We start from the raw sequence: 25,711 nt of genomic DNA, 5'->3' as shown, positions 1-25,711 counted from the left end.
CTCCTCCTTTATTTCGCCTCCAAGGGCATGGGCGCCCAGCGCCCGACCCACCGACGAACGTCAGAGAAGCCTCGCTCCCCGCTTGTGCCGCAAGCCGAGCCCCTTAGCGGCCGGTAGGCCCCTGGGCAAAATAAAGGAGGAGGCCGCCCAGCGGCCGGGGGACATTTGCGCCAGGGGCCTACCGGCTGCTAAGGGGCCCTCACGCTCGCGGCAGCCCCGAACGGAGAAGCCAGCCAATCCACACATTGCCGGCACTGCCCGTCCACACGCATAGCCTCGTGCTCACTCTGCGACGGCCCCTGAAGCAAGACGCTCCCTTCGGATGGGAGAAGAACCAAAAAAAGGGGGCCTTTCGGCCCCCTCAAGGGTGAAGCAGCTACCCCAGTGTTGGAGAGAGAAAATCAGAAGTACGCGCGGATGCCGAAGGCGACGCCGCGGCCCGGCAGTGGCGAGTAATCGCGCAGCAGGGAAGTATGCGGACGCACTTCCTGGTTGGTCAGGTTGCTGCCGTCCAGGAAGACCTCATAGCTGTTGCTGTCGCTGCGGTCCCAGCGGTAGGCCAGGTGGGCGTCGACCAGCGTGTAGCCCTTGCTCGGGTCTTCGTTCTGCGCCACGTCCTTCTGGCTGCTGTAGCGCACCGCACCGACCGACGCGCGCCAGCCGTCCCTGGACCAGCGCAGGTCGGCGCCGACGCGGCCCGGCGCGATGCGCGGCAGGTAGCCGCTGTTGGCCAGGTCCACACTGTAGTTGTGGTTGTGGTCGCCGTGCGGCACCGCGATGTCCACGGTGCGGCTGCCGCTGCCGTCCAGCTCGGCTTTGACGTAGTCGCCGAACACGCGCAGATCCCAATCGCCCGCGCTGCCTTCGAACAGGTGCAACAGCGCCTCGGCTTCGGCACCCTTGAAGGTCGCGTCCTGCTGCGTCCACAGGCGCACCGGCAGCGATTCGACCACGCCGGTCTCGGCCAGGTAGATGAAGTCCTTGAACTTGGTCTGATAGATGGACGCCGAGAAGTCGACACGATCGCTGTGGGTGTGGATGCCCAGTTCGACGCGCTGGCCGCGCTCGGTCTTCAGGTTGGCATCGCCGATTTCCAGCGAACGCGTGGCGATGTGCGCACCGGCCGCATACAGCTCTTCATTGGTCGGCGCGCGCTCGGAGCTGTCGATGCCGAAGCGCAGATCGACGGCGTCGTTGAGGGTCCAGATGCCGGCCGCGGAGAGATTGGTGGCATCGAACTTGCGCGCGCGGTAATCGCCGGTCGGGTCCAGCTTCACCTGGTCATGGCGGCCGCCGAGTTCGAGCTTGAACGGGCCGAACTGCTTTTCCTGCAGCACGAACAGACCGATGTTCTTCGTACCCGTATCCGGCACGAAGGCCTCTTCGCCCTTGGCGCCGAAATCGCTGTTGCCGAACTGCAGGCCGAACGCGCCGTCCCAGCCGCCGATCTGCTGCTGCACGGCTTCCAGGCGAGCTTCGATGCCACGGTTGGTGAAGCGGGTGGAGGGCGTGCCGGCTTCCAGTTCCACGTGCTCGTAGTCGGTGTAGGCGGTGCGCAGGTTGATGTTCTTCAGGAACGAGGTCGGGTTGTACATGCCGCCCTTGGCTTCGAAACGGTTCTGCACCATGTCGATGCGAACGTCGTGCTCGTCGCCTTCTTCCTCTTCGTCGCCATGGTCATGATCATGGTCGTCCTCGGCATGCACGTGTGCGCCGTTGGGAATGCCGTAGTTGGTGCGGTAGGTACTGGCCGAGGCGCCGAAGTAGCCGCCGTCGCCGAGCCAGGTCGCGCCGACGCCGCCGGCGCGGGTGCGCACGGAGCTGTTGTCCAGGCGGCCGCGACGCGGTTCGTCGCTGTCGGCGGCGTCATGGTCGTGGCCGCTGTGGTCTTCCAGGCCATCGATCACCGCGTAGCCGGGAATGCGGTAGTCATCACCATTGCGGACCAGGCCATCGACATGCAGCACGACATTATTGCCGCTGACACCGTCCAGGCGGAACATGCCGCTGCGCTCGTCATTGACCGAGTTGCCGCGCAGCTCGGCGCGACCGCTGAGCGGGCGGTCCGGGAGTTCGCGCGCGATGCGGCCATCGACCACGTTGACCGCGCCGCCGATCGCGCCGCTGCCGAACAGCAGCGTGGCCGGGCCCTTCAGTACTTCGATCTGGTCGGCCAGGAACGGCTCGGTGCTGGTGGCATGGTCGGCGCTGACCGTGGAGGCATCCATGTTGCCCATGCCGTTGGAGAGCACGGCCACGCGTGGGCCTTCCTGGCCACGGATGATCGGGCGGCCGACGCCCGGGCCGAAGAAGGTGCTCTGCACGCCGGGCAGCTTGGCCACGGTGTCGCCGAGGGTGCCGGCCTTCTGTTCGTCCAGGCGTTCACCGGCGAGCACATCGACCGGACGTGCCAGCGATTCGGCGTCGCCCTGCAGCGGGGAGGCGGTGACCTTGACCGTGGACAGTTCGGTCAGGTGGTGGTCACGTTGGCCGGCATCGTCGGCGGCCAGGGCGAGCGAGGGGATCAGCGCAGCGGCGAGGGCCAGGGACAGGGCGTGGGGCTGGAGGGAGCGGGAAGAGCGCATGGGCAAAGGGTCCGTCGTCAATTGTTACAATGTATCAATGGTGTGGCGCGCGCAGCCGTTGGCGGGGCAGGTACAGCGAGGGGGCGTTACGGGGGAGGAACGGGCCGAGGGGGTGCGCGTCGGGATTGATGTTATATTATTCCATAACGCTTCGCCGACCCTGCTGGAAGTCATGCCCCTGTTCCCCCGCCTCCGTCATCTGCTCGATCGCTTCGGTGCCACCGGCTCGCTGCTGTGCGCGGTGCACTGCGCGGTGCTGCCGATTCTGCTGGCTGCCGCGCCGTCGCTGGGCCTGTCGGTCTGGCTGGGTGACGGGGTGGAACTGGCCCTGGTCAGCTTCGTCACGCTGCTTGGGCTGTTCAGTCTGGTCTGGGGCTACCGTCGACACGGCGCGTTGCGCGCGTTGGGGTTCCTGGTGCCGGGGCTGGTGGCCCTGTGGGCCGGTCTGCTGTACGACCCGCTGCACCATTCGGCGGTGCCGCACGCGGTAGTGATGACGCTCGGCGGCGTGCTGGTGGGGGTGGCGCACCTGGTGAACCTGCGTTTGAACCATGGTCACATCCATGACGCCAGCTGTGCGCATTGAGGCGCTGTGGTAGGCTTCCAGATCGTGCGCGGGGGCGCCTGAGAGGGCGGCCCCGCCGAACCCGTGTCAGTGCGGGGTAATCAGATTCAAGACTAAGGAGTTGACGACATGGGTAAGGGTGACCGCAAGACCGCCAAGGGCAAGCGTTTCAACGCCAGCTACGGCAATTCGCGCTCGCACGTGGTGAGCAAGGTGGCCGTGGGCGCAGCTGCGCCGGTCGCCAAGAAGACCGTTGCCAAGGCGCCGGCCAAGAAGGCCGTTGCCAAGAAGGCTGTCGCCAAGGCCGGTTGATCCCGTCAGGCGGGTCGAAGAAAACGCGGCGCTTGCGCCGCGTTTTTTTTTGGGATTTTTTCAGGGCGAGATCAAGTGCCGGAGCAACGGCGGCGGGTGTGCGCCTGTACTGGTTTGGGCGGGTACGGGTAGGCTTGCGGGACACGCTGCAAGTACGTCCTTGTAAGCTCGCGTACGCCATCCATGGCGTACGACGGTCCCGCAAGCCTACCCGTACCCGCCCTTGACAGTTTGCGGGCGCGCAACGAAAAAAAGGCGGAAGAGCGCCTTCTGCTCTGCTGTGCTCGCCCCAGGCCACCAGAAAACTGTAGAGAGCGGGGGGGGGTGGGTTCGCGGGACCGTCGTACGCCATGGATGGCGTACGCGAGCCTCCACGGATGGATTTACGGCGTGTCCCGCGAACCCACACCCCCCCGCCCAAACCAGCAAAGGTGCACACTCGCCGCCGTTGCTCCGGCACTGCTTTCAGAACCAAGCCAAGCGAAATACAGGCGGGGCGTTCGGAACGTACTGCGCGATCAACGCAACGCCGGTAACAAGGTCTTCGGATCGCCGTCGTTCGGTGCGGCGGGAATGCCGAGCAGGCGGGTCAGCAGCAGATAGACGTCGACATTGTCGAAACCCGGCAACGTCTCCCCCTGCTTGAACGCCGGACCGCGTGCGATGAACACCGCGCGCATGGAGGGCAGTGCGTTGTCATACCCATGCGAACCGCGATCGCCCGGCGTGCGCTTGGCGATGCTCGCGCGCGACAGCGCATTCCAGCCCTCATGCATCTGGCAGACGATCGGCGGAATGCGCGGATTGCTGCCGTAGTGCCAGCGTGCCGGCAGCGTCTCACGCGTCCAGCAGTCGTAGCGCGCATGTGCCCCCAGCAGCACCCGCTCGGCCTCCTGCTGCTTGCCCGGCAACGGCGCGAAACCGACCGACTGGCCGACTGACACATCCTTGGCGATCGACGGATCGACCATGTCTTCCACTGCGATGGTGTGGCCGTCAGCCACGTTCGCCATGCCGTGGTCGGAGACCACGATGACATTGGTGTCCGCATCCAGACCACGCGCCTGCAGGCCATCGAGCAGGCGACCGATCGCCGCATCAACCTCGACCACCGCAGCAGCATATTCGGGCGAATCCGGGCCCTTGTCGTGACCGGCGTGATCGACCTGTTCCATGTACAGGGTGATCAGTTGCGGTGCCTGCGCATCGCGCTGCCCGGCCCAGGCCAAGACCTGGTCGACGCGGTCGGGCAGCGGCACGGTGTTGTCGTATACCCTCCATTGGCTGGGGCGCACGCCCTGGATGGCCGCTTCGCTGCCCGGCCACGACCACGTCGCCGTACGCAGGCCGGCCTTCTCCGCGCCCACCCAGATCGGCTCGCCGCCCCACCAGCGCGCATCGGTCATCGCCTCGGGCTTGCTCAGGCGGAACGTGCCCAGATGTTCGGCCTGCATGCTGTTGTGGATGATGCCGTGGTGGTCCGGACGCAGGCCGGTCACGATCGTGTAGTGGTTGGGGAAGGTCAGCGACGGATACGACGGCGTCATCCAGCGCGCACGCACACCGTCGTGGACGATGCGGGCCAGATTGGGCGTAATGCCGCGATCGAGCATGTCCGCACGCAGGCCGTCGATGGAGACCAGCAGCAGTTTCGGTCGCGCGCTCGGCGCGGCGTGCGCAGCGGCCGTGTCGAGGGCGACGGGCGCAGTGGAAGGCGAGGTGGCGCAGGCGGCCAGCGTGAGCGTGAGCGTGGCGACGAGCGCCAACGGAAGGCGAACGGAAGTCATCCGGCCATCATAGTTCGCCGTAGTGACGCCGCGAAGACAACCGATGGCACAGGCATCAGGCGAACAACGCATCGCGCTGCGCTTCCAGCTGCAGCAGCGCGGCCTTGGTCGGCAGGCCGCCACCGAAACCGGTGAGCGCACCGCTGCTGCCGATCACGCGGTGGCAGGGCAGCACGATCGGCAGCGGATTGCGCCCGTTGGCGGCGCCGACCGCGCGGCTGGCGGTGGGGTGGCCGATGTGACGCGCCAGGTCGACGTAGCTCCAGGTCTGCCCGAACGGAATATCGGCCAGCGCCTTCCACACGCGCAGCTGGAACGTCGTGCCGTGCGGTGCCAGCGGCAGGTCGAACTGCTGGCGCTGGCCGTGCAGGTACTGCAGCAACTGCGTGCGTGCATCGCGCAGTGCGTGCGCATCGTGCTGCCATTGCGCGCGCCCCTTGGCGTCGTAGCGGTTGTTCTCGAACAGGATGTGGTGGATGCCCTGGCTGTCGCCGGCCACGGTGAGGGGCCCGATCGGGCTGTCGAAGGTGTCGTAGAGCAGCGTCATGGGTTCACTCCGGAAGTGGGGGTGGACAGGTGCCACAGGTGCAGCACGGCATAGGCCCGCCAAGGGCGCCACGCCTGCGAGTGGGCTTCGGTGGCGCGCTCGGTCAGGCGGGTGTCGCCACCCAGCACCTGCTGTAGAACCAGGTCGCCGGCGGGAAACGCATCGGGCAGGGCCAGCGCGCGCAGCGCCATGTAATGCGCCGTCCACGGCCCGATGCCGGGCAGGGCCACGCAGCGTTCGACGAACTGGTCCAGGCGCTGCCCGGCCTGGAAATCCAGGCGGCCCTCGGCCACGGCGGCAGCGACGGCACGCACGGTGGCCGCGCGTGTCTTCGGTAATCCGATCGTTTCCAGCGGTGCATCGGCGAGCGCCTGCGGCGTGGGGAATTGACGGTCCAGGCCCGTCGGCATGCCCTCCAGCACCAGGCCGAAACGATCCACCACGCGGCGTGCCAGGGTGGTGGCCGCCGCGACGCTCACCTGCTGGCCCAGCACCGCGCGCACCGCCACTTCAAAGCCGTCCCAGCCGCCGGGCACGCGCAGGCCGGGGCGCTGTGCGATGCCGCGTGCCAGCAGCGGATCCTTGCCAAGCGTGGCGTGCACGATGCGCAGGTCGGCATCGAGGTCGAAGATGCGCCGTACCCGGCGCACGATCGAGGGAATCGCGCGCGGATCGACCTGGCCCAGCTGCAGCCGCAGCTCCGGGCGCTTGGGATCGGCACTGACCCGGATCACGCTGGGGCGCTCGGGCGGGCCGATCACGCGCTGGTAGCTGTCCGCGTCGATGCACTCGATGCCGGGAATGGCCCGGCGACGCAGGAAGCCGAGCATCGCGGCAAAATCCAGCGGTGGCCGGTAGCCCAGGCGCAGGCTCAGGGTGCCAGCGTCCACGCTGCCGCGTTGGCGTCGGATCGCGGTGGGTGGCATGCCGCAGCCCTCGACGAACGCGGCATTGAAGCGGCGCAGGCTGTTGTAGCCCGACGCCATGGCAACATCGGTGATCGGCAGGGCGGTTTCGGTGAGCAGCTGCTTGGCCAGCAGCAGGCGCCGGGTGGCGTGGATCTGCGCCGGGGCCGCGCCCAGCCGGGCGACGAACAGGCGCTGCAGCTGGCGCGCGCTCAGCCCCAGCCGCGCGGCCAGATCGGCCACCGGCGCATCCTGCAGGAAGCTGTCGTGGATCAACGCCAGCGCGCGCTGCAGGGTTTCACTGCTCAGCGCGTCCTGTGCCTCCGGTGCCAGTTCGGGACGGCAGCGCAGGCACGGCCGGAAGCCGGCCGCCGCCGCTGCGGCTGCGGTGGGGTAGTAGTCGACATTGCTGGGCTTCGGCGGCGGTGCCGGGCACACGGGTCGGCAATAGATGCCGGTGCTGCGCACCGCAGTGAAGAACACGCCGTCGAAACGTGCGTCGCGCGCCAGTCGGGCGCTTTCGCAGGCGGCGTGGTCCAGGGGCAGGGCGGTATCCATGGGCGCCAGTCTATGCCCGGGGCGGCGGTCGGGCTCGCCATTTTCGGACACCAATGCCATCGCGCGACGGCGTGGTTCAGGGCAGGTTGCCGCCAAGCGGGCGCTGCGCACTAGACTGTGCATTCACGTGCCGCTGCGCGCGCTCCTCTGTAGGGATACCGGGTTGTTCATGTTGCTCAAGTCGTGGTGGTTGCCGTTGTTGTGCCTGGGCCTGGCCGGTTGCAGCCAGCTGGAGAATCCGGGCAATGTCACCGCCGCCGACAAGGCGGTGCGGGCGCAGAGTGCCGACGGCGACCACATGGTGTCGATCAACGCCGCCGATGTGCCCGCCCCGCTGCCCGCGCCGCCCAAGCGCGGCGACCAGGGCTGGCCGCAGGCCGCGCTGGAAAACGGCAAGGCCTGGGTCAGTTGCGATACCGACTATGCCGGCGCGGCCGGTGATGGCATTGCACTGGAGGCGCTGGATCGCAAGAGCATCGATGCGGCGCTGGCACCGTGCGCCGAACGCGGCCTGGTGCGGGTGCGGTACGCGGGCAAGATCAACCCCGGGTTCTCCGAACTGGTCGCGCGGCTGGCGATGGTGGCCGACGCGCAGCACATCTCCAAGCGCATCCTCGACCTGGATTCCAGCGGCGGCCAGGTCGAAGCGGCGATCGTGGGCGGCGACCGCATCGGCGAATCCAACTGGACCATCTGGATCCGCGAAGGCTCGGTCTGCCACAGCGCGTGTGTGTTCGTACTGGCTGCCGGCGACAACCGCCTGGTGGCCGGCAAGGTCGGCATCCACCGGATGATGCGGATCAGTTCCAGGGCGACCTCGCGTGCCGAGCTCAACCGCGAACTCCACGAGGTCTACGACAACGTCAAGGATTACCTGCAGCGCAACGGCGTGGCGGTGGGCGTGGCCGACCTGATGATGACCGTGCCCAACCGCAGCCTGCGCCTGCTGAGCAGCGAGGAACTGCGCCAGTTCGGGCTGGACGGCACCAACGCGGTGCAGGACGACCTGGAGCGGATCAAGCAGATGCGCAAGTGCGGCGATGATTTCGTGCGTCGCAAGGACGCGTTCCTCGTCGCCTTCGACCAGGAGTGCAAGCACGACGGCAGTGAGCTGGAAGCGGTGAACAGCTGCGGGCAGACCCTCAAGCAGCGCTTCGGCTTCCCCGATGTGACCTGCCCGGACGAGAGCCCGCTGTCGGAAATCGATGTGTCCACGCTGTTGCCATCCAGCGTGACGCCGACGCGCGAGGCGCCGACCGAACGCACCGTCGGTGATGCCGGGCAGACACCGACGGAAGCGGCCGAACGCAACTGACGGACCACTCACGGGGTTCCCGTAGACTGGCCTCCTTCTTTCCAGCCAACGGTGTCCCGATGCGTGTTCCGCTGCTGCTGTCCTCGTTCCTGCTGGCCGCCGTTGCCCATGCGCAGACCTCGCCACCGGCCACGCCCGCCCCGGCCCCGGCGCGCCCGGCACCGGCCGCCGCACCGGCCGCACGGCCGGCGTTGACCCCGGCGCAGCAGGCACAGGTGCACAAGCAGGACGCCGAGTTGAGTGCCGCCGCGCTGCAGGTGGCACAGCTGGTGGACGCCAACCGCGCCGCCGAGGCCTGGAAGGGCGCCTCGGCGATCGCGAAGAAATCGGTCACCGAACAGGCCTTCGTCGGCCAGCTCACGTCCGATCGCAAGCGCCTGGGGGCATTGGCTTCGCGTGGTCAGCCGGTGGTGACCCGGGTCAAGTACGCGCCGGGCGCGACGGTGCCCGAAGGGCTCTACATCAACGTCAGTTTCCCCACGCGGTTTGCCAACAGCGCCCAGCCGGTGCGCGAACTGGTCTCCTTCCGGCTCGACGAAGATCGGGTCTGGCGCCTGGCCGGTTACAGCGTGCGTGCCGCCACTCCCTGAGGAATGCCCATGAGTATCGAGATCCAGATGTTGGCGTGGTCGATGGTGCTGGGCCTGGTGCACCTGTTTGCCGCGTCCACCGCCGTCACCCACGAGCGCGGCCTGAAGTGGAACGCCTCGCCGCGCGATGCGCAGGGTCCGCCGGTGCGGCCGCTGACCGGGCGCCTGCAGCGCGCCCAGTCCAACTTCATGGAGACCTTTCCGTTCTTCGCTGCTGCCGTACTGGCGGTGGTGCTGACCCAGCGCCAGGACAGCGCCACCGCGCTGGCGGTGCAGCTGTATTTCTGGGCGCGGGTGGTCTACCTGCCGCTGTATGCCGCCGGGGTGCCGTACGTGCGCAGCCTGGTGTGGGTGGTCTCGCTGATCGGCATCATCAAGCTGATCTTCGCCCTGCTGTAGAACACGGTGAATCCCGGCCGACCCCGCTGATCCAGATCAAGGCGGGGGTTGGGCCAACGGCGGTAAGCTGGCACCGACACGCAACCGCAGGATGGAACATGTCGGACGCAAGCCCGCAGCAGCAGTGCGCACCGGAACAGTCGGTGGATGTGGTGGTGGTCGGGGCGGGGCCGGCCGGATTGTGCTTCGCACGCACGCTCGCCGACAGCGGCCTGCGCGTCAGCCTGGTCGAACAACAGCCGCGCGCTGCACTGGCGCAGCCGGCGTTCGACGGCCGCGAGATTGCCTTGACCCACGCCTCGCGGCAGATCCTGGAAACGCTGGGCATCTGGGCGCGGCTGGACCCGGCCGAGATCTCCCCCCTGCGGGATGCCAAGGTCCTTGACGGCGGCTCGCCGTTCGCGCTGACCTTTGCCAACACCCAGCGCACCGATGGCGACCTGGGCTGGCTGGTGCCCAACCATCTGATCCGCCGCGCCGCCTGGGACAGCGTGCAGGGCCAGCGCGGCCTGCAACTGCTGGATGAAACGCGGGTGGTCGGGGTGGTCGCCGGGCCGCGCCACAGCGTGGTGACCCTGGCCGATGGGCGCCGCCTGGTCGCACGCCTGGTGGTCGCCGCCGACAGCCGCTTTTCCAGCACCCGGCGCATGCTCGGGATAGGCGCGCGCATGCGCGACTTCGGCAAGTCGATGCTGGTCTGCCGGATGCGGATCGAGGTGCCGCACCGGCACACCGCCTGGGAGTGGTTCGGCTATGGGCGCACGATGGCGCTGCTGCCGCTCAACGGCGACCAGGCCTCGGCGGTGATCACCCTGCCACCGCGCCAGATCGAGGCGTTGCTGGCGCAGGACGAAGACCGCTTCGGGCGCAGCATCAGCACCTTCTTCGAACACCGGCTGGGCGCGATGCAGCCCACCGCGCGGCCACAGGCCTATCCGTTGGTGGGGGTGTATGCCAACGCATTCGTCGGCGATCGCTGTGCCTTGATCGGCGACGCCGCCGTGGGCATGCATCCGGTCACCGCCCACGGGTTCAACCTGGGGTTGCTCAGCCAGCATCGGCTGGCCGCGATCCTGACCCGGGCAGCGGTGCGGGGTACCGACATTGCCGCCCCGGGTGGGCTGTCCGCTTACGAGCGCGGCCACCGGCTGGCGTCACGCCCGTTGTATGAGGCCACCAACGCCATCGCCGCGCTGTATACCGACGACCGCCTGCCGGCCCGGGTGCTGCGCCGGGCCGGGTTGCGCCTGGCGCAGGGGGTGACGCCGTTCCGTCGGTTGATCGCCGCGCACCTGACCCAGCGCTGAGACGTCACCACCAGCGGTCATGACCGACCGATCAGGGCGCGTCGGAATCGGCGATGACGTGGATGATGGTGTCGCCGAACTGGACCATCTGGCCCGCGCGGATCTTGCACGCCTTGCGCAGTTCCACTTCACCATCGACCAGGACCTGGCCGTCGCCGATCACGGTCTTGGCTTCGCCCCCGCTGGTGACCAGGTCGGCCAGCTTGAGCAACTGCTTCAGCTCGACGTAGTCGCGGTCCAGTTCAAATTCGAGGGTCTGCATGGAACGGGTATCCTGGGGAAGGGGCGCGGACGTTGGGGCCGGGCCGGAAGAGGGCGCGTATTGTGCGCCAGCACGCTGCAGAAGGGCATGCATACGGAAATCTGTACGCGTTGTTCAGGAACAATGCGGTATCATCGCCCCCTGAGCGAGTGAATTCTCCTCCGACCGAGCAGCGCTAGGGCACGCGATAAGAAAGGGCGCCCAAAGCGCGGACCATCCCCCTTTTTTATCTCACTGCCGCTTGAAACGGCAGTGTTTCGGAGTTTCCCATGTCCCAAGAATCCCCCGCGCCGCTGCTGTTCGCAGATCTCGGCCTGTCCGACGCTGTGATGCAAGCCGTCGCCACCGTCGGTTATGAAACCCCGTCGCCGATCCAGGCCGCCACCATTCCGGCCATGCTGGAAGGCCGTGACGTGCTGGGCCAGGCCCAGACCGGTACCGGCAAGACCGCCGCCTTCGCGCTGCCGGTGCTGTCCAACCTCGATTTCAACCAGACCAAGCCGCAGGTGCTGGTGCTGGCGCCGACCCGCGAACTGGCCATCCAGGTTGCCGAGGCGTTCCAGACCTACTCCTCGGGCATCCCCGGTTTCCGCGTGCTGCCCGTTTACGGCGGCCAGCCCTACGGTCAGCAGCTGTCGGCCCTGCGTCGTGGCGTGCACGTCATCGTCGGTACGCCGGGCCGGGTGATCGATCACCTCGAGCGCGGCACCCTGGACCTGTCCGAACTGAAGACCCTGGTGCTGGACGAAGCCGATGAAATGCTGCGCATGGGCTTCATCGACGACGTCGAAGCGGTGCTGAAGAAGCTGCCGGAAACCCGCCAGGTCGCTCTGTTCTCGGCCACCATGCCGTCGCAGATCCGCCGCATCGCCCAGACCTACCTGAAGAACCCGGCCGAAGTGACCATCGTCAGCAAGACGACCACCTCGGCCAACATCCGCCAGCGCTACTGGTGGGTGAGCGGCATGCACAAGCTGGACGCGCTGACCCGCATCCTGGAAGTGGAACCGTTCGACGCGATGATCATCTTCTCGCGGACCAAGGCCGCCACCGAAGAACTCGCCGAGAAGCTGCAGGCCCGTGGCCTGGCCGCAGCCGCCATCAACGGCGACATGCAGCAGGCCCAGCGCGAGCGCACCATCGGCATGCTGAAGGAAGGCAAGCTGGACATCCTGGTCGCCACCGACGTGGCCGCCCGTGGCCTGGACGTGGAACGCATCAGCCACGTGCTGAACTATGACATCCCGTACGACACCGAAAGCTACGTGCACCGCATCGGCCGTACCGGCCGTGCCGGCCGCACCGGTGATGCGATCCTGTTCGCCACCCCGCGCGAAAAGGGGATGCTGCGTGCGATCGAGCGCGCTACCCGGCAGCCGATCGAAGAGATGCAGTTGCCGAGCGTGGACGCGGTCAACGATACCCGCATCACCAAGTTCATGAGCCGCATCAGCGACGTGCTCGATGCCGGTGGCACCGAGTTCTACCGCGACCTGCTGCAGCGCCTGGAAGGCGAGAAGAACGTGCCGGCGATCGAGATCGCCGCCGCGCTGGCCAAGTTGCTGCAGGGCGATTCGCCGTTCCTGCTGACCCCGCCGGTGCGTGGTGCGCGCGAAGAACGTGCCCCGCAGCAGCGCAACGAACGCGGCAACGACCGTGGCGAGCGTCCGGCCCGTTTCGAACCGCGCTTCGAGCGTGGCCCGCGTCGTGAAGACGACCGTGGCCCGCGTCCGCCGCGTCCGGAAGGCGACTTCGGCAACAGCGACGGCGGCGTCGAGCGCGCCCCGCGCCGTGACATCGCCCCGCGTGGTGCCGCCGAGCCGGGCATGGAAACCTTCCGCATCGAAGTGGGCCACGTGCACGGCGTGAAGCCGGGCAACATCGTCGGCGCGATCGCCAATGAAGCCGGGCTGGAAAGCCGCTTCATCGGCCGCATCGACATCCATGACGACTTCTCGGTGCTGGACCTGCCGGCGGAAATGCCGCAGGACCTGCTGACCCACCTGAAGAAGGTGTGGGTCTCCGGCCAGCAGCTTCAGATGCGCAAGGTGGAGCCGGGTGAAGACCTGACCCCGTCGCCGCGTCCGGCGTTCAAGCCGAAGTTCGGCGGCAAGCCGCGCGGCCCGGGTGGCCCGGGTGGTCCGCGCAGCGGCCCGGGCGGCAACGACCGTCCGCCGCGTCGTGACGGCTTCAAGCCGCGTGGTCCGCGCAACGCCTGATCGCCCCCGCGGTCCAGACAACGCCAGCCCCCGGGCTGGCGTTGTCGTTTCCGGGTTTCGCACCGCCTCAACATTGCCCGCTCTAGCCTGAGTCCCTGACTTCATCGGGCTTGACACTCACTCCATGGCTCCGGGGGGATCCGCGATGCTGGCAACTGGCAGGGATGTTGGTGCAACGGCGGTACCGTATCTGACGCGGGGCCTGACCCTGCGCTTTGTTCTGCTGACCGGCATGGCGATCGGGCTGGTGGGCATTTCCGCGCTGATCCAGGAATTGCAGGCCGCCTCGACGGCGTGGATCGTCGGCCAGAGCCACTGGTCGCGGAGCCAGCAGCAGGCCAGCTTCGCGCTTGGCCGCTACATCAACTCGGGAGACCCGGCCGACCTGGCCGAAGCGCGCACGGCCTGGGCGGTGCCGCTGGGCGATCTGGCTGCGCGGCGGGCGCTGGAACAGGCCGATCCGGACCTGGCGGCGGCGCGCCGCGGTTTCGTGCAGGGCGGCAACGCGCCGGGCGACATCAACCGCCTGATCGTATCGTTCCGTTACCTGGGCCGGATGAGTTACTTCCGCGACGCGGTGCGGCTGTGGCGGCAGACCGATGCAGGGCTGCAGCAGCTGGTGCAGATCGCCGACCGCGCGGCGGCGATGCACGCCAATGGCGGCGGCACCGGACCGCAGCGGCAGGCGCTGCTGGACCACCTGCACTTGCTGGATCGTAGCCTGCAGGCGCAGGCGAAGGCATTTTCGGCGTCGTTGCTGCGCACCGCCTCGGTCGTGCGCATGACCACGCTGCTGGTGGGCGGCTTGTCGGTGCTGCTGATCACGCTGGTGGCGGTGCTGCTGTCGCGACGGGTGCGGCGTGATCTGCTGGAGCAGGAGGGACGTTTCCGCGCCGCCTTCTACCAGGCCACCGTCGGCATGCTCAAACTCGACCATGCCGGCGGGGTACTGGAAGCCAACCAGGCGATGGCCGACATCCTCGACCACCGCCGTGAGTCGATGCTCGGGATGCCGCTGCAGGATCTGCTGGTGGAAGGCGAACTGGTGCTGGATGCGCAGGGATGCATCGACTGGATACGCCAGCTGCGCCCCGGCGAGCTGCGCTTCCGGCGTGCCGATGGCGGGCTGATGTGGGGGCGCTGGAGCGGCACCGTCGTGCGCACGCCCGGGCGCGAGCCGGCCGTATTTGCCATCGTCGAGGACGTCTCGCAGAACCATGCGCTGGCGCGTGAGGTCGAACACCATGCCAGCCACGATCCGCTGACCGGGCTGATCAACCGCCGCGAGATCGAACGCCTGCTCGAACAGGCGCTCATCGACGTGCGCAGCCACGGCGGCGTGCACAGCCTGTGCTATCTCGACCTGGACTACTTCAAGCTGGTCAACGACGGACTTGGCCACGCCGCCGGCGACCAGCTGCTGCACAGCTTCGCCGACTACCTGGTCGGGGCGGTGCGCGAGGGCGACTGGGTCGGGCGCATGGGTGGGGACGAATTCGCCCTGTTCCTGGCCAATGCCGGCCAGGAGGAAGCCAAGCAGGTGCTGCAGCGGATCGTCCGCAACCTCGGCCAGGCCAGCTTCCAGCACGGCGAAGGGTCGCCGCGGCTGAGCTGCAGCATCGGCCTGGTGGAAGTCACCGACGAGACGGTGGACGTGAACTGGCTGATGAGCGCGGCCGACAGTGCCTGCTATGCGGCCAAGGAGGCCGGGCGCAACCGTGTGCACTGCTACAACGAAAGCCGCCCGGCGCTGGAGGAACGGCGGCTGGAAGCCGAACGCCTGGCGCGGGTCTCCAGTGCGATCGCCGAGAACCGCATGCTGCTCTACGCGCAGCGCATCGAGCGGGTCGGCGATCCGGCGTACCTGCATTACGAAGTGCTGGTGCGCATGCGCAGCCCCGAAGGGGTGCTGCAGATGCCGGGCGACTTCATGCCCGCCGTCGAGCGCTACGGCATGGGCATGGCGCTGGACCGGCATGTGCTGGGACTGTTGTTCCGCCACCTGCAGGTGTGCCCGGCACACGTGCAGCGGCTGGGCCTGTGCAACGTCAACGTGTCGGCGCAGTCGATCACCGAACCCAGCTTCCTGGCCTTTGTCTGCGATCTGCTCGAGCGCAATCGCGGCCTCGCCCGCAAGCTGTGCTTCGAGGTCACCGAGACGGCGGCGATCAGCAACCTGGCCCAGGCACGCAACTTCATCGAAGCGGTCAAGGCGCGGGGTTGCCGGGTCGCATTGGACGACTTCGGCTCAGGCCTGTCCTCCTTCAGCTACCTGCGTCAGTTGCCGGCGGACATGCTCAAGATCGACGGCGTGTTCGTGCGCGACATGGATATCGATCCGGTCAGCCGCGCGGCGGTACGCGCGATCACCGAGATCGGCCGCGAGCTGCACATGACCGTGATTGCCGAGTGGGTCGAATCGGACGAGGTTGCCGAGCAGCTGCAGGTGCTCGGCGTGGATGGGCTGCAGGGCTATGCGATCGAACGGCCGATGGCGCTGGAGCGGATGACCCAGCCCGCGTTATGGCCGGCGCGGAGCGGCGTGGCAGCCGACCGCCGCAGCGGCGCGCCCTGAGCGTTGGGCCGACGGCCCGGCTGAACGGCGGGGAGGGGGAAGTGGCCGGGAACTTGCGATAATCCCGGCCAGGGGCGTCACGCGGCGTGCGTGGCGGCAACATCGATGGGCGGGCAGGCGTGTGGGGCACTGGCTTGGCAGGTTCGTTGGCAAACATGCAGTAACGCTGCTGCTGGCTTGGCTGGTGCCGCCGGCGCTCGCTGCCGCCAGCGCAGTTCCCAACGCGCCGGCCCGGGCCGGCACTGACGTGCTGCTGCTGGGGGCGGCCACCGCCGAACGCACGCCGCAACGCGCCTGTTCGGCCGACGTCCTGGCGCGGCACCAGCAGGTGCTGGCGGTCCCTGCTCCGCCGCAAGGCTGGTCGGGCGAACCGCAGGCGGTGGACGTGTTCGGCGTGTTCTCGGGCGAAGTACGGATCAGCCATGGCGACCGCCAGATCTGCGGCAGCATGCACGACGCGCGCACCCGCGATTCGCGCTTCCGCGCCGGGGTGGGCATGGTGGTGGTGCCCAAGGCGGGTGAGCACGAACCTATCGTGGTGTCCTGGGCCACGCCGCTCAAACCGCGCTGGATCCCCACGGTGCAGCTCGGCGCGCCCAGCCCGGTGCAGCAGAACGACACCGCACGGCTGCTGGTGCGCGCGGCCTGTATCGCGGTGGCGATCGCGCTGGCGCTGTCGGCGTTGATCGGCTATGTCACCGCCAAGGACCGTTCCTTCCTGATCTACGTGGGCGTGTGCCTGGTGTTCGTGCTGTGGCAGGCGGTGCTGGGGGGCCTCAGCGGCTATCCCGAGCCGTGGCTGCCGGTGGGCGACCGGTCCTCGTGGTGGCTGGTGGCGCTGAGCGCGTTCACCGAGGCGATGCTGCTGCCGGTGCTGTGGCGGCTCAACGGGGGCGACCGGCTGTGGCCACGCTCGCGTGGCGTCCAGCAGGCCGTGCTGTGGACACTGGTGGTGGTGGGTCTGTGCGTGCCGTGGATGGGCCTGGCCGCGCTGACCTGGTGGGCGGCCGCGCTGGAAGACCTGTATCTGCTGGGCTGCGCGGTGTGCCTGGGGGTGGGCGTGTGGGCGCTGCTGCGACGCGACCGCTACGCCCTGGCCGGGCTGAGCGCGCTGGCACCGTGGTGGATCATGATCATCGCCGATGCGCTGCATGCGCAGTGGCTGGTGGCCTACCGGATCGAAACGCTGCAGCTGGCCGCCACCTGGTTCCTGATGATGTCCGCCTATGCGCTGAACCTGCGCCTGGGCCGCCTGCGCCAGCAGCGCGATGAAATGCGCCAGTTGGCCGACACCGACCCGCTGACCGGGCTGCCCAATCGCCGCGCCGGCCTGCGCCTGCTGGCGCAGTACCTGGAACGCGCGCGCCAGGACGAACAGCCGCTGGCGATCGGCTTCCTGGACATCGACCTGTTCAAGGACATCAACGACCAGTATGGCCACGAGGTGGGCGACCAGGTGCTGGTGGCGGTGGCGCGCAACCTGCGCGACTCGGTCCGCAACCGCGATGATGTGATCCGCATGGGCGGGGAGGAGTTCCTGGTGCTGCTGCCCGGCGCCAGCCGCGCCAGCGCCCTGGCCCGGCTGGAAATCGTGCGCCTGCAGGTGCACGCGGTCACCGCGATCCTGGCCATCCCGGGCCTGAACGTATCGGCCAGCATCGGCCTGGCGGCGATGCGCGGCGACGGCGACGACCTGCCCTCGCTGCTGCGCCGCGCCGACCATGCCATGTACTGCGCCAAGCGCGCCGGCCGCAACCAGGTCTATGACGCCGAGCAGGCCACCCCGGCCGCCGCTCCGATGACGGCATGAGTCGCCATCGCCCTGCGCGGGCCGGGTTTGCCGGATAATGGGCCCATGACTATTCGACTCAACAAGCACATCGCCGATACCGGCTTCTGTTCCCGTCGCGAAGCCGACCGCCTGATCGGCGAGCGCCGTGTCACCGTCAACGGCCATCCGGCCGGCACCGGTGCGGTGGTCGGCGAAGGCGACGTGGTCCTGGTCGACGGCCAACCGCTGCGCGCCCGCGAAGCGAAAAAGGCCGGTGGCCGCAAACACGTCTACATCGCGCTGAACAAGCCGGTGGGCATCACCTGCACCACCGAAACCTCGGTCAAGGGCAACATCGTCGAGTTCGTCGGCCACGAGCAGCGCATCTTCCCGGTGGGCCGCCTGGACAAGGATTCCGAAGGCCTGATCCTGCTGACCAGCAACGGCAACATCGTCAACCAGATCCTGCGTGCCGAGAACGGCCACCAGAAGGAATACATGGTGGCGGTGAACAAGCCGATCACCGACGAATTCCTGCGCGGCATGGCGCGCGGCGTGCGCATCCGCGACGAAACCACGCTGCCGTGCCGCACCAGCAAGCTGGCCAAGTTCGGTTTCCGCATCACCCTGCAGCAAGGCCTGAACCGGCAGATCCGCCTGATGGCCGCCGCCTTCGACTACCGCGTTACCCAGCTGCGCCGCGTGCGCATCGACAACATCAAGCTCGGTGCGCTCAAGCCGGGCCAGTGGCGCAATCTGACCGACGCCGAGCTCAAAGGCCTGCTGCCCAAGCAGCTGGAGTGGTGATGCCGTGCGTCACGCGATGACGCCGCAGCGGGGCTAGACTGCGCGGGAACACCACCACGCCTGCCCCGATGATCAAGCCGTCCAAGCCGGAGAACGAAGAACAGCGCCTGCTGGCGCTGCAGCGCTACCAGATCTTGGATACGCCCAGTGAACGGTCGTTCGAGGATCTGGTGACCATTGCCACGGCCTTGTGTGGCACCGCCATGGGGGCGGTGACGCTGGTGGACCGGGACCGCCAGTGGTTCAAGGCGCGGCGGGCGGTGGACGCCAGCGAGGCCAGTCGCGATATCTCCTTCTGTGGCCACGCCATCCTGCAACCGGACCAGGTGATGGTGGTCGAGGATGCATTGCAGGATCCGCGCTTCCACGACAACCCGCTGGTGGTGGACGACCCGCACGTGCGCTTCTACGCCGGTGCACCGTTGCTCAGCTTCGATGGATTGCCGCTGGGGACGTTGTGCGTGTTCGACGCCAGCCCTGGGCAGCTGCGCCCGGAGCAGGCCAAGGCCTTGGCCGCGCTGTCCCGGCAGGTCTCGCTGGTGATGGAACTGCGCCGCTACGCGCACGAGATCCAGCAGCACATGCGCGACCGCGCGTGGTACGAACAGCGCCTGGGCGAATACAACAACCTGCTTGAACAGCAGAATGCGGACCTGGCCGAGCAGAGCCGCACCGACCCGCTGACCGGACTGCCCAACCGCCGCGCGATGAGCGCCGCGCTGACGGCGGCGGTCTGCGATGCCGACGGCCAGCCACGGCAGACCGCGGTGGCCCTGCTGGACATCGACCATTTCAAGCGCGTCAACGATCTCTACGGCCACGCCACCGGCGACCACGTGCTGGCCGAACTGGCCCGGCTGCTGCGCGCGCACTTCGCCGGGCAGGGGCTGGCGGCGCGCTTTGGCGGCGAGGAGTTCGTGGTGCTGATGCCCGACACCGCGCTGGCCACCGCCGAGCTGCAGTGCGATGTCCTGCGCATGGCCGTGGCCGACCTGCCGCTGGGCATCCCGCTGACGATCAGCATCGGCGTGGCCGCCCACCGCCACGGCGACACGGTGGAGCAGACCCTGGCCCGCGCCGACGCGGCGCTCTACCAGGCCAAGCATCAGGGCCGCAACCGGGTGCTGCGCGCCGACTGAGGGCGCATTCGCAGGCGCTGCGACGCGGCGCTGGCATGCTGGTGTCCCGCCTGCCACCGCCCTTGCCATGCTGCAGACCCTGGCCATCGCCAACTACCGCTCCCTGTACGATCTGGTCGTGCCGATGGGACGGCTCAACCTGGTCACCGGTGACAACGGCAGCGGCAAATCCAGCCTCTACCGCGCGCTGCGCCTGCTGGCCGAGACCGCGCAGGGCGGCGTTGCCGCCGCGCTGGCGCGCGAGGGCGGGCTGGGCTCGGCGCTGTGGGCTGGGCCCAGCCGCATCGACCCGCGCATGGTACGGGGCGAGATCCCCGTGCAGGGCCAGGCGCACGCGCCATCGGTCGCGCTGCGGCTCGGGTTTGCGGCTGCCGATTTCGGATATGCGATCGACCTGGGGCTACCGGTGGGCAGCAGGTCGATGTTCGACCTGGACCCGCAGATCAAATGCGAGAGTGTCTGGGCCGGGCCATTCCTGCGCAGCGCCAACGCGCTGGTCGAGCGACGCGGCGCGCTGGTGCGGCGCAGGAACGGCCGGCAGTGGGAGGTGGTGGACGAGCACCTGTCGGTATTCGAAAGCCTGTTCACCCAACTGGCCGATCCGCAGCGCATGCCCGAGGTGCTGGCCCTGCGCGAATCGATCCGCGGCTGGCGTTTCTACGATCATTTCCGCAGCGATCCGCACGCACCGGCGCGGCAGGCGCCGCTGGCCACGCGCACGCCGGTGCTCAGCCACGACGGCCATGACCTGGCGGCGGCCTGGCAGACCATCGTGGAGATCGGCGATCCGCAGGCCTTGGCGCGCTCGCTCGACGATGCGTTTCCCGGTGCGCAGGTGTTGATCGAACCGCACGAAGGCCGGCTGCACCTGAAGTTCCAGCAGCCCGGGCTGCTGCGGCCGTTGTCGGCGGCTGAACTGTCCGACGGCACGCTGCGCTATCTGCTGCTGATTGCGGCGTTGCATACCCCGCGCCCGCCGCCGCTGATGGTGCTCAACGAACCGGAGACCAGCCTGCACCCGGACCTGCTGCCGGCGCTGGCGCGGTTGATCATTGCCGCGTCAACGCGCAGCCAGTTGTGGGTGGTGTCGCACGCCAGCCGCCTGATCGCGGCGCTGCAGGAAGACCCGGCGTGTGCGTGCATCCGCCTGCACAAGGAACTCAGCCAGACCCGCGTGGTCGGACAGGGCCTGCTGGATGCGCCGGCCTGGTACTGGCCATCGCGGTAAGCGCCGATCGTCGGCCGGGCCATTCGCATGCGGTAGCGACCGTTGGTCGGCCATCACAGCTGGTACCGGACTGCTGGCCGGTGCGCCTTGTGCCGGTCAATCGGCGATGTTGCGCGCCTCGGCGGTAGCCAGGATCTCCGGATGCTGGACCGGCTTGCGGCGGTTCAACAGGGGATGCAGGAACACCGCGCCGACGATGATTGCCACGCCGGCATAGAACAGGGGGGTCAGTTCGCGCTGCTCGCTGAGCAACACCATCGCCAGCACGATCGCGTAGACCGGTTCGAGGTTGGTCACCAGCTGCGAGGTGTAGGCACTGATGTGGCGCAGCGCGACCAGCGCCAGCGCGAATGGCAGCAGCGTGCACAGCCCGGCCAGGGTCAGCAGCAGCAGGCCATCGTGCAGGTCCGGGATCACCCACAGCGGGCTGGCCAGCGCCGGCAGCAGGAACGGCAGCGCCGGCGCCAGCAGGGTCAGGGTGAGCGTGCCAGCGCCGAGTTCCAGCGCGGTCACGGTAAGCGGGTCGGCGTGACTGACCATGCGCTTGTTGAGCGAGCCGAACACCGCCACCAGCAGCGCCGACAGGGCACCAATCAGTACGCCCAGGCGCATGCCATGCGGAACCCCGCCCACCACCAGCGCCACGCCGGGCAGCACCGCGACGCCGAAGGCGAGCTCGCGCAGCTGGAACGGGCGCCTGGCCACCCACGGCTCGATCACCGAGGTGAACACCGGTGCCAGCGCGATGCAGGTGGCCGCCACCGAGGCATTGGCCAGTTTCACCGCGCCGTAGAAGGTCAGCCAGTGCAGCGCGACCAGCGCGCCGATGCCGCAGTAGCCTGCAAACAGTGTCGGCGACAGCTGCCGCAGCCCGCGCCACACCCGTGGCAGCAACGCCAGCATCGCCACCACGAGCAGCATTCGCCACCACACCAACGGCAGCGCGGGCAGGGTGATCAGCTTGCCGAGGATGGCGGTGACGCCCCACAGCAGCACGCAGAAATGGATTTGCAGAAGCGCTCTGCGGGTATCGGTCATGGGCATCGCGGTATTGTGCGACAAGCCGGGCGCCACCGCGATCCATGCACGTCGCGTTTAGGCCGGCATGGCATCCTGCGCCGATGAACAGCGCACCGATTCCCTCACCGTCCCCGCGCGCCCGGGCCCTGGCCGGGCTCACCGGGCTCACCGCCATCGCAGCGCTGGTGCTGCAGTACGCGCTGCTGTTGCAGTCCGTCGGCGCCACGGCCGGCACCGGGCAGGCGCTGCTGCGCCTGCTCGGCTACTTCACCATCCTCAGCAACATCGGTGTGGCCGCGGTCTGTCTGGCACGGCTGCGGGGGCGCCGCGACGGCATGGCCGCGCCCGCCGCCAGTGCCGCGGTGGCGCTGTATATCGGCATCACCGGATTGGTCTACGTGCTGGTCTTGCGCGGCCTGTGGCATCCGCAGGGCGCACAGTGGTGGGCCGATACAGGGCTGCATTACATCGTCCCGGGGCTGTACCTGCTGGGTTGGCTGACCGGACCGCATGGGTGCCTGCGCTGGCGCCAGCTCGGCTGGGCGCTGCTGTTCCCGGCGATCTACCTGGGGTGGGCGCTGCTGGTCGGGCGCTGGAGCGGGCAGTACCCGTATCCGTTCCTGGACCTGGCCGCGCTCGGTGCCGCCACGGTGGCGCGCTATGCGCTGGTGGTGGGGCTGGCGTTCGTCGCGCTGGGGGCGTTGTTGTGGCGGATCGACGCGCGCTTGGGCGCGCGCAACGCCGTATCCACCCGGCGGTAGCTATCGATGGTGGGTCGATAGGCCGACCCACGATCGGCGTTATGTAGCTCCTACGCGCGCCAGCTGGTCGCGCAGCGCCATCGCCGCGCCAGGATTACGCTGCTTGGCCGCACCGATGAACAGCATGTAGACCTCGCGCGGACCGCTGGACGCTGCCTCGGCGGTCACATGGGGCAGGTCCGGATTGTCCTCGCCGCGCGCCCAGCGCATCGCACGCAGGCACCACTGCTCCAGCGCCCGTTCCGGATAGCCCGCACGCAGGTTGGCGCGCGCATGCATCAGCCGCGCATAGACGAAATCCGCGGTCGGGTCGGCAAAGCTCGGATGCTCGGTGGAGCCGCTGAACACCAAGGCCACGTTGTGCGCCCGCGCCACCGTCACTAGCTCGGGCGTCCACGCCGCCGGATTGCGCACCTCCAGCGCATGCTGAAGGCGTCGCCCATCGGCCTGCTTCGGCAGCAGCTGCAGGAAGCCGTCAAACGCCTCCGCATCGGCAGGATGGGTATCACCGAACTGCCACACCAGCGGGCCCAGCCGGTCTTCCAACGCGACGATCCCACCGACGAAGGCCTCCACCCGCGGCCCCACCCTGGTCAGGTCATGGGTCTGGGTGATGGTGCGCGGTGCCTTCGCAGAGAAGCGGAAGCCCGGCGGCGTCTGCTCGCGCCATTGCGCATAGATGGCCGGCTTCTGCGCCCGGTAGAAGGTGCTGTTGATCTCGATGCAGCCCAGCGCGGCACTGGCATGGGCCAGCTCTTCGCGCTGCGGCAGCCCGGCCGGGTAGAACATGCCACCGCGCCAGGCCGGAAACACCCAGCCGCCAATGCCGGTGCGGATACGCCCTGCTGCGGCCGTCATGCGGTGCCTGCGTGGGCGCGCCACGGATCGTAGCTGCCGAACCACCACAGGAACCCTTCGGGATCACGACAGGCGTAGCCGCGCCCGCCGTAGGGCTGGTCGGCGATCTCGATCACCACCCGTGCGCCGGCGGCCACCGCCCGCGCGTAATGCGCGTCCGGATCGGCCACGATCACACAGGCACTCTGGGTCTGGCGACCGCCGACCTCATCGGGCTGCACGCTGTGCCGACCCCACTCGCTGGTGGTGTCGACCGAGCCGAGCATGATCATGCCGTGGCCGTAGACCAGCTGTGCATGGTGGACGGTATCGCCCTCGGCATACACCGCCTGCGGCTCGAACCCGAACGCGTGCTGCAGCCAGGCGATCGCCGCCCGGGCGTCGCGGTAGCGCAGGCACGGAATGACGGTGGATACGGTATCGGCAGGCGCGGTCATGTCGGTCTCCGGAGCGGTCCTCCTTCTGGCACAGGCCAGCCTGAGCGCGCGCGCGTTACCATCGTGCGAAACCGGCGAGCGGGCCCGCGCAGGCCTCAACGTCCCCGCGACACGCACCTGGAGACACTGTTTGAACACATCCTGGATCGGAGGCATCGTGCTGCTCGCATGTGCACCTTTGGCATCGGCGGCGGTACCGGCGCAGCTGCAGCGCCTGGACAGCACGGTCGAGCGCGTCCGCAGCCAGTTCGACGTGCCCGGCATCGCCGTAGCGGTGGTCAAGGATGGCCAGGTCGTGTTCGAACGCGGCTACGGCGTGCGCGAACTCGGCAAGCCGGCACCGGTGCAGGCCGATACGCTGTTTGCGATCGCGTCCAACACCAAGGCCTTCACCGCCACCTCGCTGAATCTGTTGGCCGAGCAGGGCAAGTTGAAGATGGACGACCGGGTGATCGACCATCTGCCGGGCTTCCGCATGTCCGATCCCTACGTTACTGGCGAGATGCGCATCCGCGACCTGCTCTCGCACCGCAGCGGGCTGAGTCTGGGAGCGGGTGATCTGCTGTTCTGGCCGACCACCGGCTACAGCAACCAGGAGGTCGTGCAGCGCCTGGCCAAGGTGCCGCTCAAAGCCGGCTTCCGCGACCGCTACGCCTACGACAATATTCTCTACGCGGTGGCCCAGCAGGTGATCGAGCAGGTCTCCGGGCAGTCCTACGCCGCGTTCCTGCAGCAGCACATCTTCACCCCGGTGGGCATGGACGGCACCCGCTACAACGCCGACCACCTCAAGCCCGGCGACAACGCCGCGGTCGGCCACGCCAAGTACGACTTCAGCACGTTGCGTACCGTCGCCCCGCTGACCTGGTCCAACAACGCCGGCGCCGGCGGCATCTATTCCAGCGTGCACGACATGGCGCGCTGGATGAACGTGCAGCTGGCCCACGGCACGCTGGAGAACGGGCAGGCGCTGTTCAGCGCCAAGAGCCAGCAGGGCATGTGGCAGATGATCACCCCGCAGGTGGTGGCCGAGCCGAGCGTGCCGCAGCTGGCGGCGGCCAAACCGAACTTCGCCGGTTATGGCGAAGGCTGGAGCCTGAGCGATTACCGTGGCCAGAAGCTGGTCTGGCACACCGGCGGCTGGCCGGGCATGGTCTCGCGGGTGACTCTGATGCCCGAGCAGAAGCTGGGCATCGTGGTGCTGACCAACCAGGAAGTGGGCGCCGCGTTCAATGCGATCACCATGGACGTGCTCGATGCATACCTGCAGGCGCCACCCACCGACTGGGTCGAGGCGTATGCGGCGGCGGTGGCCAAGGCGCAGGACAAGGCCGATGAAAGCTGGGCAACGCATCAGGCGGCGCGCGATGCCAAAAGCAAACCGTCGCTGCCGTTGGCGCGTTACGCCGGCGGTTACCGCGATGCATGGTATGGCGATGTGTTCGTGGAACGCGACGGCGGCAAACTGCGCCTGCGGTTCGGCAAGACCGCCCAGCTGGTCGGCACGCTGGAACACTGGCAGCACGACACCTTCATCGTGCGCTGGGACGACCGCTCGCTCAACGCCGATGCGTTCGTCAACTTCAGCCTGGATCCGGATGGCAAGGTGCGCGACATGCGCATGCAGGCGATCTCGTCGTTGACCGATTTCAGCTTCGATTTCCAGGACTTGTTGTTCGTCCCGATCGTGGCCGACGCCAAGGGCTGAATACCGCCACCGGCCTGTGATGGAGGCGCGAGTAAAAACACAGGCCGTGGTGGGAT

22 protein-coding genes are annotated in these 25,711 nt (G+C 68.3%); 14 read left to right on the top strand and 8 right to left on the bottom strand.

Annotation, left to right across the window (positions count from 1 at the left end; all coding sequences use genetic code 11):
* Positions 1 to 401: 401 nt before the first annotated feature.
* Positions 402 to 2,591 carry a TonB-dependent receptor gene (locus NR101_RS16145; RefSeq protein ID WP_256776849.1) on the bottom strand — a complete coding sequence of 730 codons (2,190 nt, stop codon included), beginning with the start codon at positions 2,589 to 2,591 and terminating at the stop codon, positions 402 to 404.
* A 166-nt stretch (positions 2,592 to 2,757) separates the two neighbouring features.
* Between NR101_RS16145 and NR101_RS16140 the strand changes: the two genes are divergently transcribed.
* Both NR101_RS16140 and NR101_RS16135 read left to right on the top strand, forming a co-directional pair.
* The gene (locus NR101_RS16140) at positions 2,758 to 3,171 is read left to right on the top strand and encodes a MerC domain-containing protein (protein WP_256776848.1); all 414 of its coding nucleotides are present in this window, start codon (positions 2,758 to 2,760) and stop codon (positions 3,169 to 3,171) included.
* A 108-nt stretch (positions 3,172 to 3,279) separates the two neighbouring features.
* Entirely contained in the window at positions 3,280 to 3,462 is a 183-nt protein-coding gene (locus NR101_RS16135) for a 30S ribosomal protein THX (RefSeq protein ID WP_038689543.1), read from the top strand.
* Positions 3,463 to 3,980: 518 nt separating this feature from the next.
* Here the strand turns inward: NR101_RS16135 and NR101_RS16130 are convergent.
* From NR101_RS16130 to NR101_RS16120, 3 genes are read right to left on the bottom strand one after another with little or no spacing between them, the layout of a single operon-like run.
* Positions 3,981 to 5,249 carry an ectonucleotide pyrophosphatase/phosphodiesterase gene (locus NR101_RS16130; protein ID WP_256776847.1) on the bottom strand — a complete coding sequence of 423 codons (1,269 nt, stop codon included), beginning with the start codon at positions 5,247 to 5,249 and terminating at the stop codon, positions 3,981 to 3,983.
* A gap of 55 nt (positions 5,250 to 5,304) precedes the next feature.
* On the bottom strand, positions 5,305 to 5,796 hold the full coding sequence (locus NR101_RS16125; RefSeq protein ID WP_256776846.1) for a methylated-DNA--[protein]-cysteine S-methyltransferase: 492 nt from the start codon (positions 5,794 to 5,796) through the stop codon (positions 5,305 to 5,307).
* Positions 5,793 to 7,259 (bottom strand): DNA-3-methyladenine glycosylase 2, encoded by a 1,467-nt coding sequence (locus NR101_RS16120; protein WP_256776845.1) that lies wholly within the window; start codon positions 7,257 to 7,259, stop codon positions 5,793 to 5,795. Before NR101_RS16120 ends, NR101_RS16125 begins: the two co-directional genes overlap by 4 nt.
* Before the next feature lie 172 nt (positions 7,260 to 7,431).
* On the opposite strand from NR101_RS16120, the gene NR101_RS16115 reads away from it, so the two are divergent.
* From NR101_RS16115 to ubiM, 4 genes are all read left to right on the top strand, one after another.
* Complete coding sequence (locus NR101_RS16115; protein WP_306175585.1) at positions 7,432 to 8,574, top strand: hypothetical protein; 1,143 nt, start codon at positions 7,432 to 7,434, stop codon at positions 8,572 to 8,574.
* 59 nt (positions 8,575 to 8,633) lie between these two features.
* A complete protein-coding gene (locus tag NR101_RS16110) occupies positions 8,634 to 9,164 on the top strand; it encodes a DUF4019 domain-containing protein (RefSeq protein WP_256776844.1) in 531 nt (176 codons plus the stop codon).
* Between the two features lie 3 nt (positions 9,165 to 9,167).
* Entirely contained in the window at positions 9,168 to 9,563 is a 396-nt protein-coding gene (locus tag NR101_RS16105) for an MAPEG family protein (protein ID WP_256776843.1), read from the top strand.
* Between the two features lie 98 nt (positions 9,564 to 9,661).
* Positions 9,662 to 10,870 (top strand): 5-demethoxyubiquinol-8 5-hydroxylase UbiM, encoded by a 1,209-nt coding sequence (ubiM, locus tag NR101_RS16100; protein WP_256776842.1) that lies wholly within the window; start codon positions 9,662 to 9,664, stop codon positions 10,868 to 10,870.
* 31 nt (positions 10,871 to 10,901) lie between these two features.
* Here ubiM and NR101_RS16095 read toward each other — a convergent pair whose 3' ends face one another.
* The gene (locus NR101_RS16095) at positions 10,902 to 11,132 is read right to left on the bottom strand and encodes an RNA-binding S4 domain-containing protein (protein ID WP_256776841.1); all 231 of its coding nucleotides are present in this window, start codon (positions 11,130 to 11,132) and stop codon (positions 10,902 to 10,904) included.
* Positions 11,133 to 11,401: 269 nt separating this feature from the next.
* On the opposite strand from NR101_RS16095, the gene NR101_RS16090 reads away from it, so the two are divergent.
* From NR101_RS16090 to NR101_RS16065, 6 genes are all read left to right on the top strand, one after another.
* Complete coding sequence (locus NR101_RS16090; protein ID WP_256776840.1) at positions 11,402 to 13,351, top strand: DEAD/DEAH box helicase; 1,950 nt, start codon at positions 11,402 to 11,404, stop codon at positions 13,349 to 13,351.
* 232 nt (positions 13,352 to 13,583) lie between these two features.
* On the top strand, positions 13,584 to 15,926 hold the full coding sequence (locus tag NR101_RS16085) for an EAL domain-containing protein (RefSeq protein WP_256777754.1): 2,343 nt from the start codon (positions 13,584 to 13,586) through the stop codon (positions 15,924 to 15,926).
* 184 nt (positions 15,927 to 16,110) lie between these two features.
* Positions 16,111 to 17,736: a diguanylate cyclase gene (locus NR101_RS16080; protein ID WP_256776838.1), complete on the top strand. Its 1,626-nt coding sequence runs from the start codon at positions 16,111 to 16,113 to the stop codon at positions 17,734 to 17,736.
* Positions 17,737 to 17,781: 45 nt separating this feature from the next.
* The gene (locus tag NR101_RS16075; protein WP_256776837.1) at positions 17,782 to 18,504 is read left to right on the top strand and encodes a pseudouridine synthase; all 723 of its coding nucleotides are present in this window, start codon (positions 17,782 to 17,784) and stop codon (positions 18,502 to 18,504) included.
* A 68-nt stretch (positions 18,505 to 18,572) separates the two neighbouring features.
* Positions 18,573 to 19,643, top strand: a complete 1,071-nt coding sequence (locus NR101_RS16070) for a sensor domain-containing diguanylate cyclase (RefSeq protein WP_256776836.1) — start codon at positions 18,573 to 18,575, stop codon at positions 19,641 to 19,643.
* 67 nt (positions 19,644 to 19,710) lie between these two features.
* Positions 19,711 to 20,871, top strand: coding sequence for an AAA family ATPase (locus NR101_RS16065; RefSeq protein ID WP_256776835.1), 1,161 nt, complete (start codon positions 19,711 to 19,713; stop codon positions 20,869 to 20,871).
* Between the two features lie 96 nt (positions 20,872 to 20,967).
* Here the strand turns inward: NR101_RS16065 and NR101_RS16060 are convergent, their stop codons facing one another.
* Positions 20,968 to 21,915 carry a DMT family transporter gene (locus NR101_RS16060; RefSeq protein ID WP_256776850.1) on the bottom strand — a complete coding sequence of 316 codons (948 nt, stop codon included), beginning with the start codon at positions 21,913 to 21,915 and terminating at the stop codon, positions 20,968 to 20,970.
* 77 nt (positions 21,916 to 21,992) lie between these two features.
* Between NR101_RS16060 and NR101_RS16055 the strand changes: the two genes are divergently transcribed.
* The gene (locus NR101_RS16055) at positions 21,993 to 22,652 is read left to right on the top strand and encodes a Pr6Pr family membrane protein (RefSeq protein WP_256776834.1); all 660 of its coding nucleotides are present in this window, start codon (positions 21,993 to 21,995) and stop codon (positions 22,650 to 22,652) included.
* A 39-nt stretch (positions 22,653 to 22,691) separates the two neighbouring features.
* On the opposite strand, the gene NR101_RS16050 is transcribed toward NR101_RS16055, so the two are convergent.
* Together NR101_RS16050 and NR101_RS16045 are read right to left on the bottom strand one after the other, a co-directional pair.
* Positions 22,692 to 23,510: a DUF72 domain-containing protein gene (locus tag NR101_RS16050; protein WP_256776833.1), complete on the bottom strand. Its 819-nt coding sequence runs from the start codon at positions 23,508 to 23,510 to the stop codon at positions 22,692 to 22,694.
* Complete coding sequence (locus NR101_RS16045; RefSeq protein ID WP_256776832.1) at positions 23,507 to 23,947, bottom strand: VOC family protein; 441 nt, start codon at positions 23,945 to 23,947, stop codon at positions 23,507 to 23,509. The genes NR101_RS16050 and NR101_RS16045 overlap by 4 nt, the downstream gene beginning before the upstream one ends.
* Before the next feature lie 130 nt (positions 23,948 to 24,077).
* On the opposite strand from NR101_RS16045, the gene NR101_RS16040 reads away from it, so the two are divergent.
* Positions 24,078 to 25,655, top strand: coding sequence for a serine hydrolase (locus NR101_RS16040; RefSeq protein WP_256776831.1), 1,578 nt, complete (start codon positions 24,078 to 24,080; stop codon positions 25,653 to 25,655).
* Positions 25,656 to 25,711: the final 56 nt, after the last annotated feature.

Source organism: Stenotrophomonas sp. Ste86, from assembly GCF_024519465.1.
Lineage (GTDB): Bacteria > Pseudomonadota > Gammaproteobacteria > Xanthomonadales > Xanthomonadaceae > Stenotrophomonas.
The sequence above is the reverse complement of the archived record's forward strand: the minus strand, read 5'-3'. Positions and strand labels throughout refer to the sequence as shown.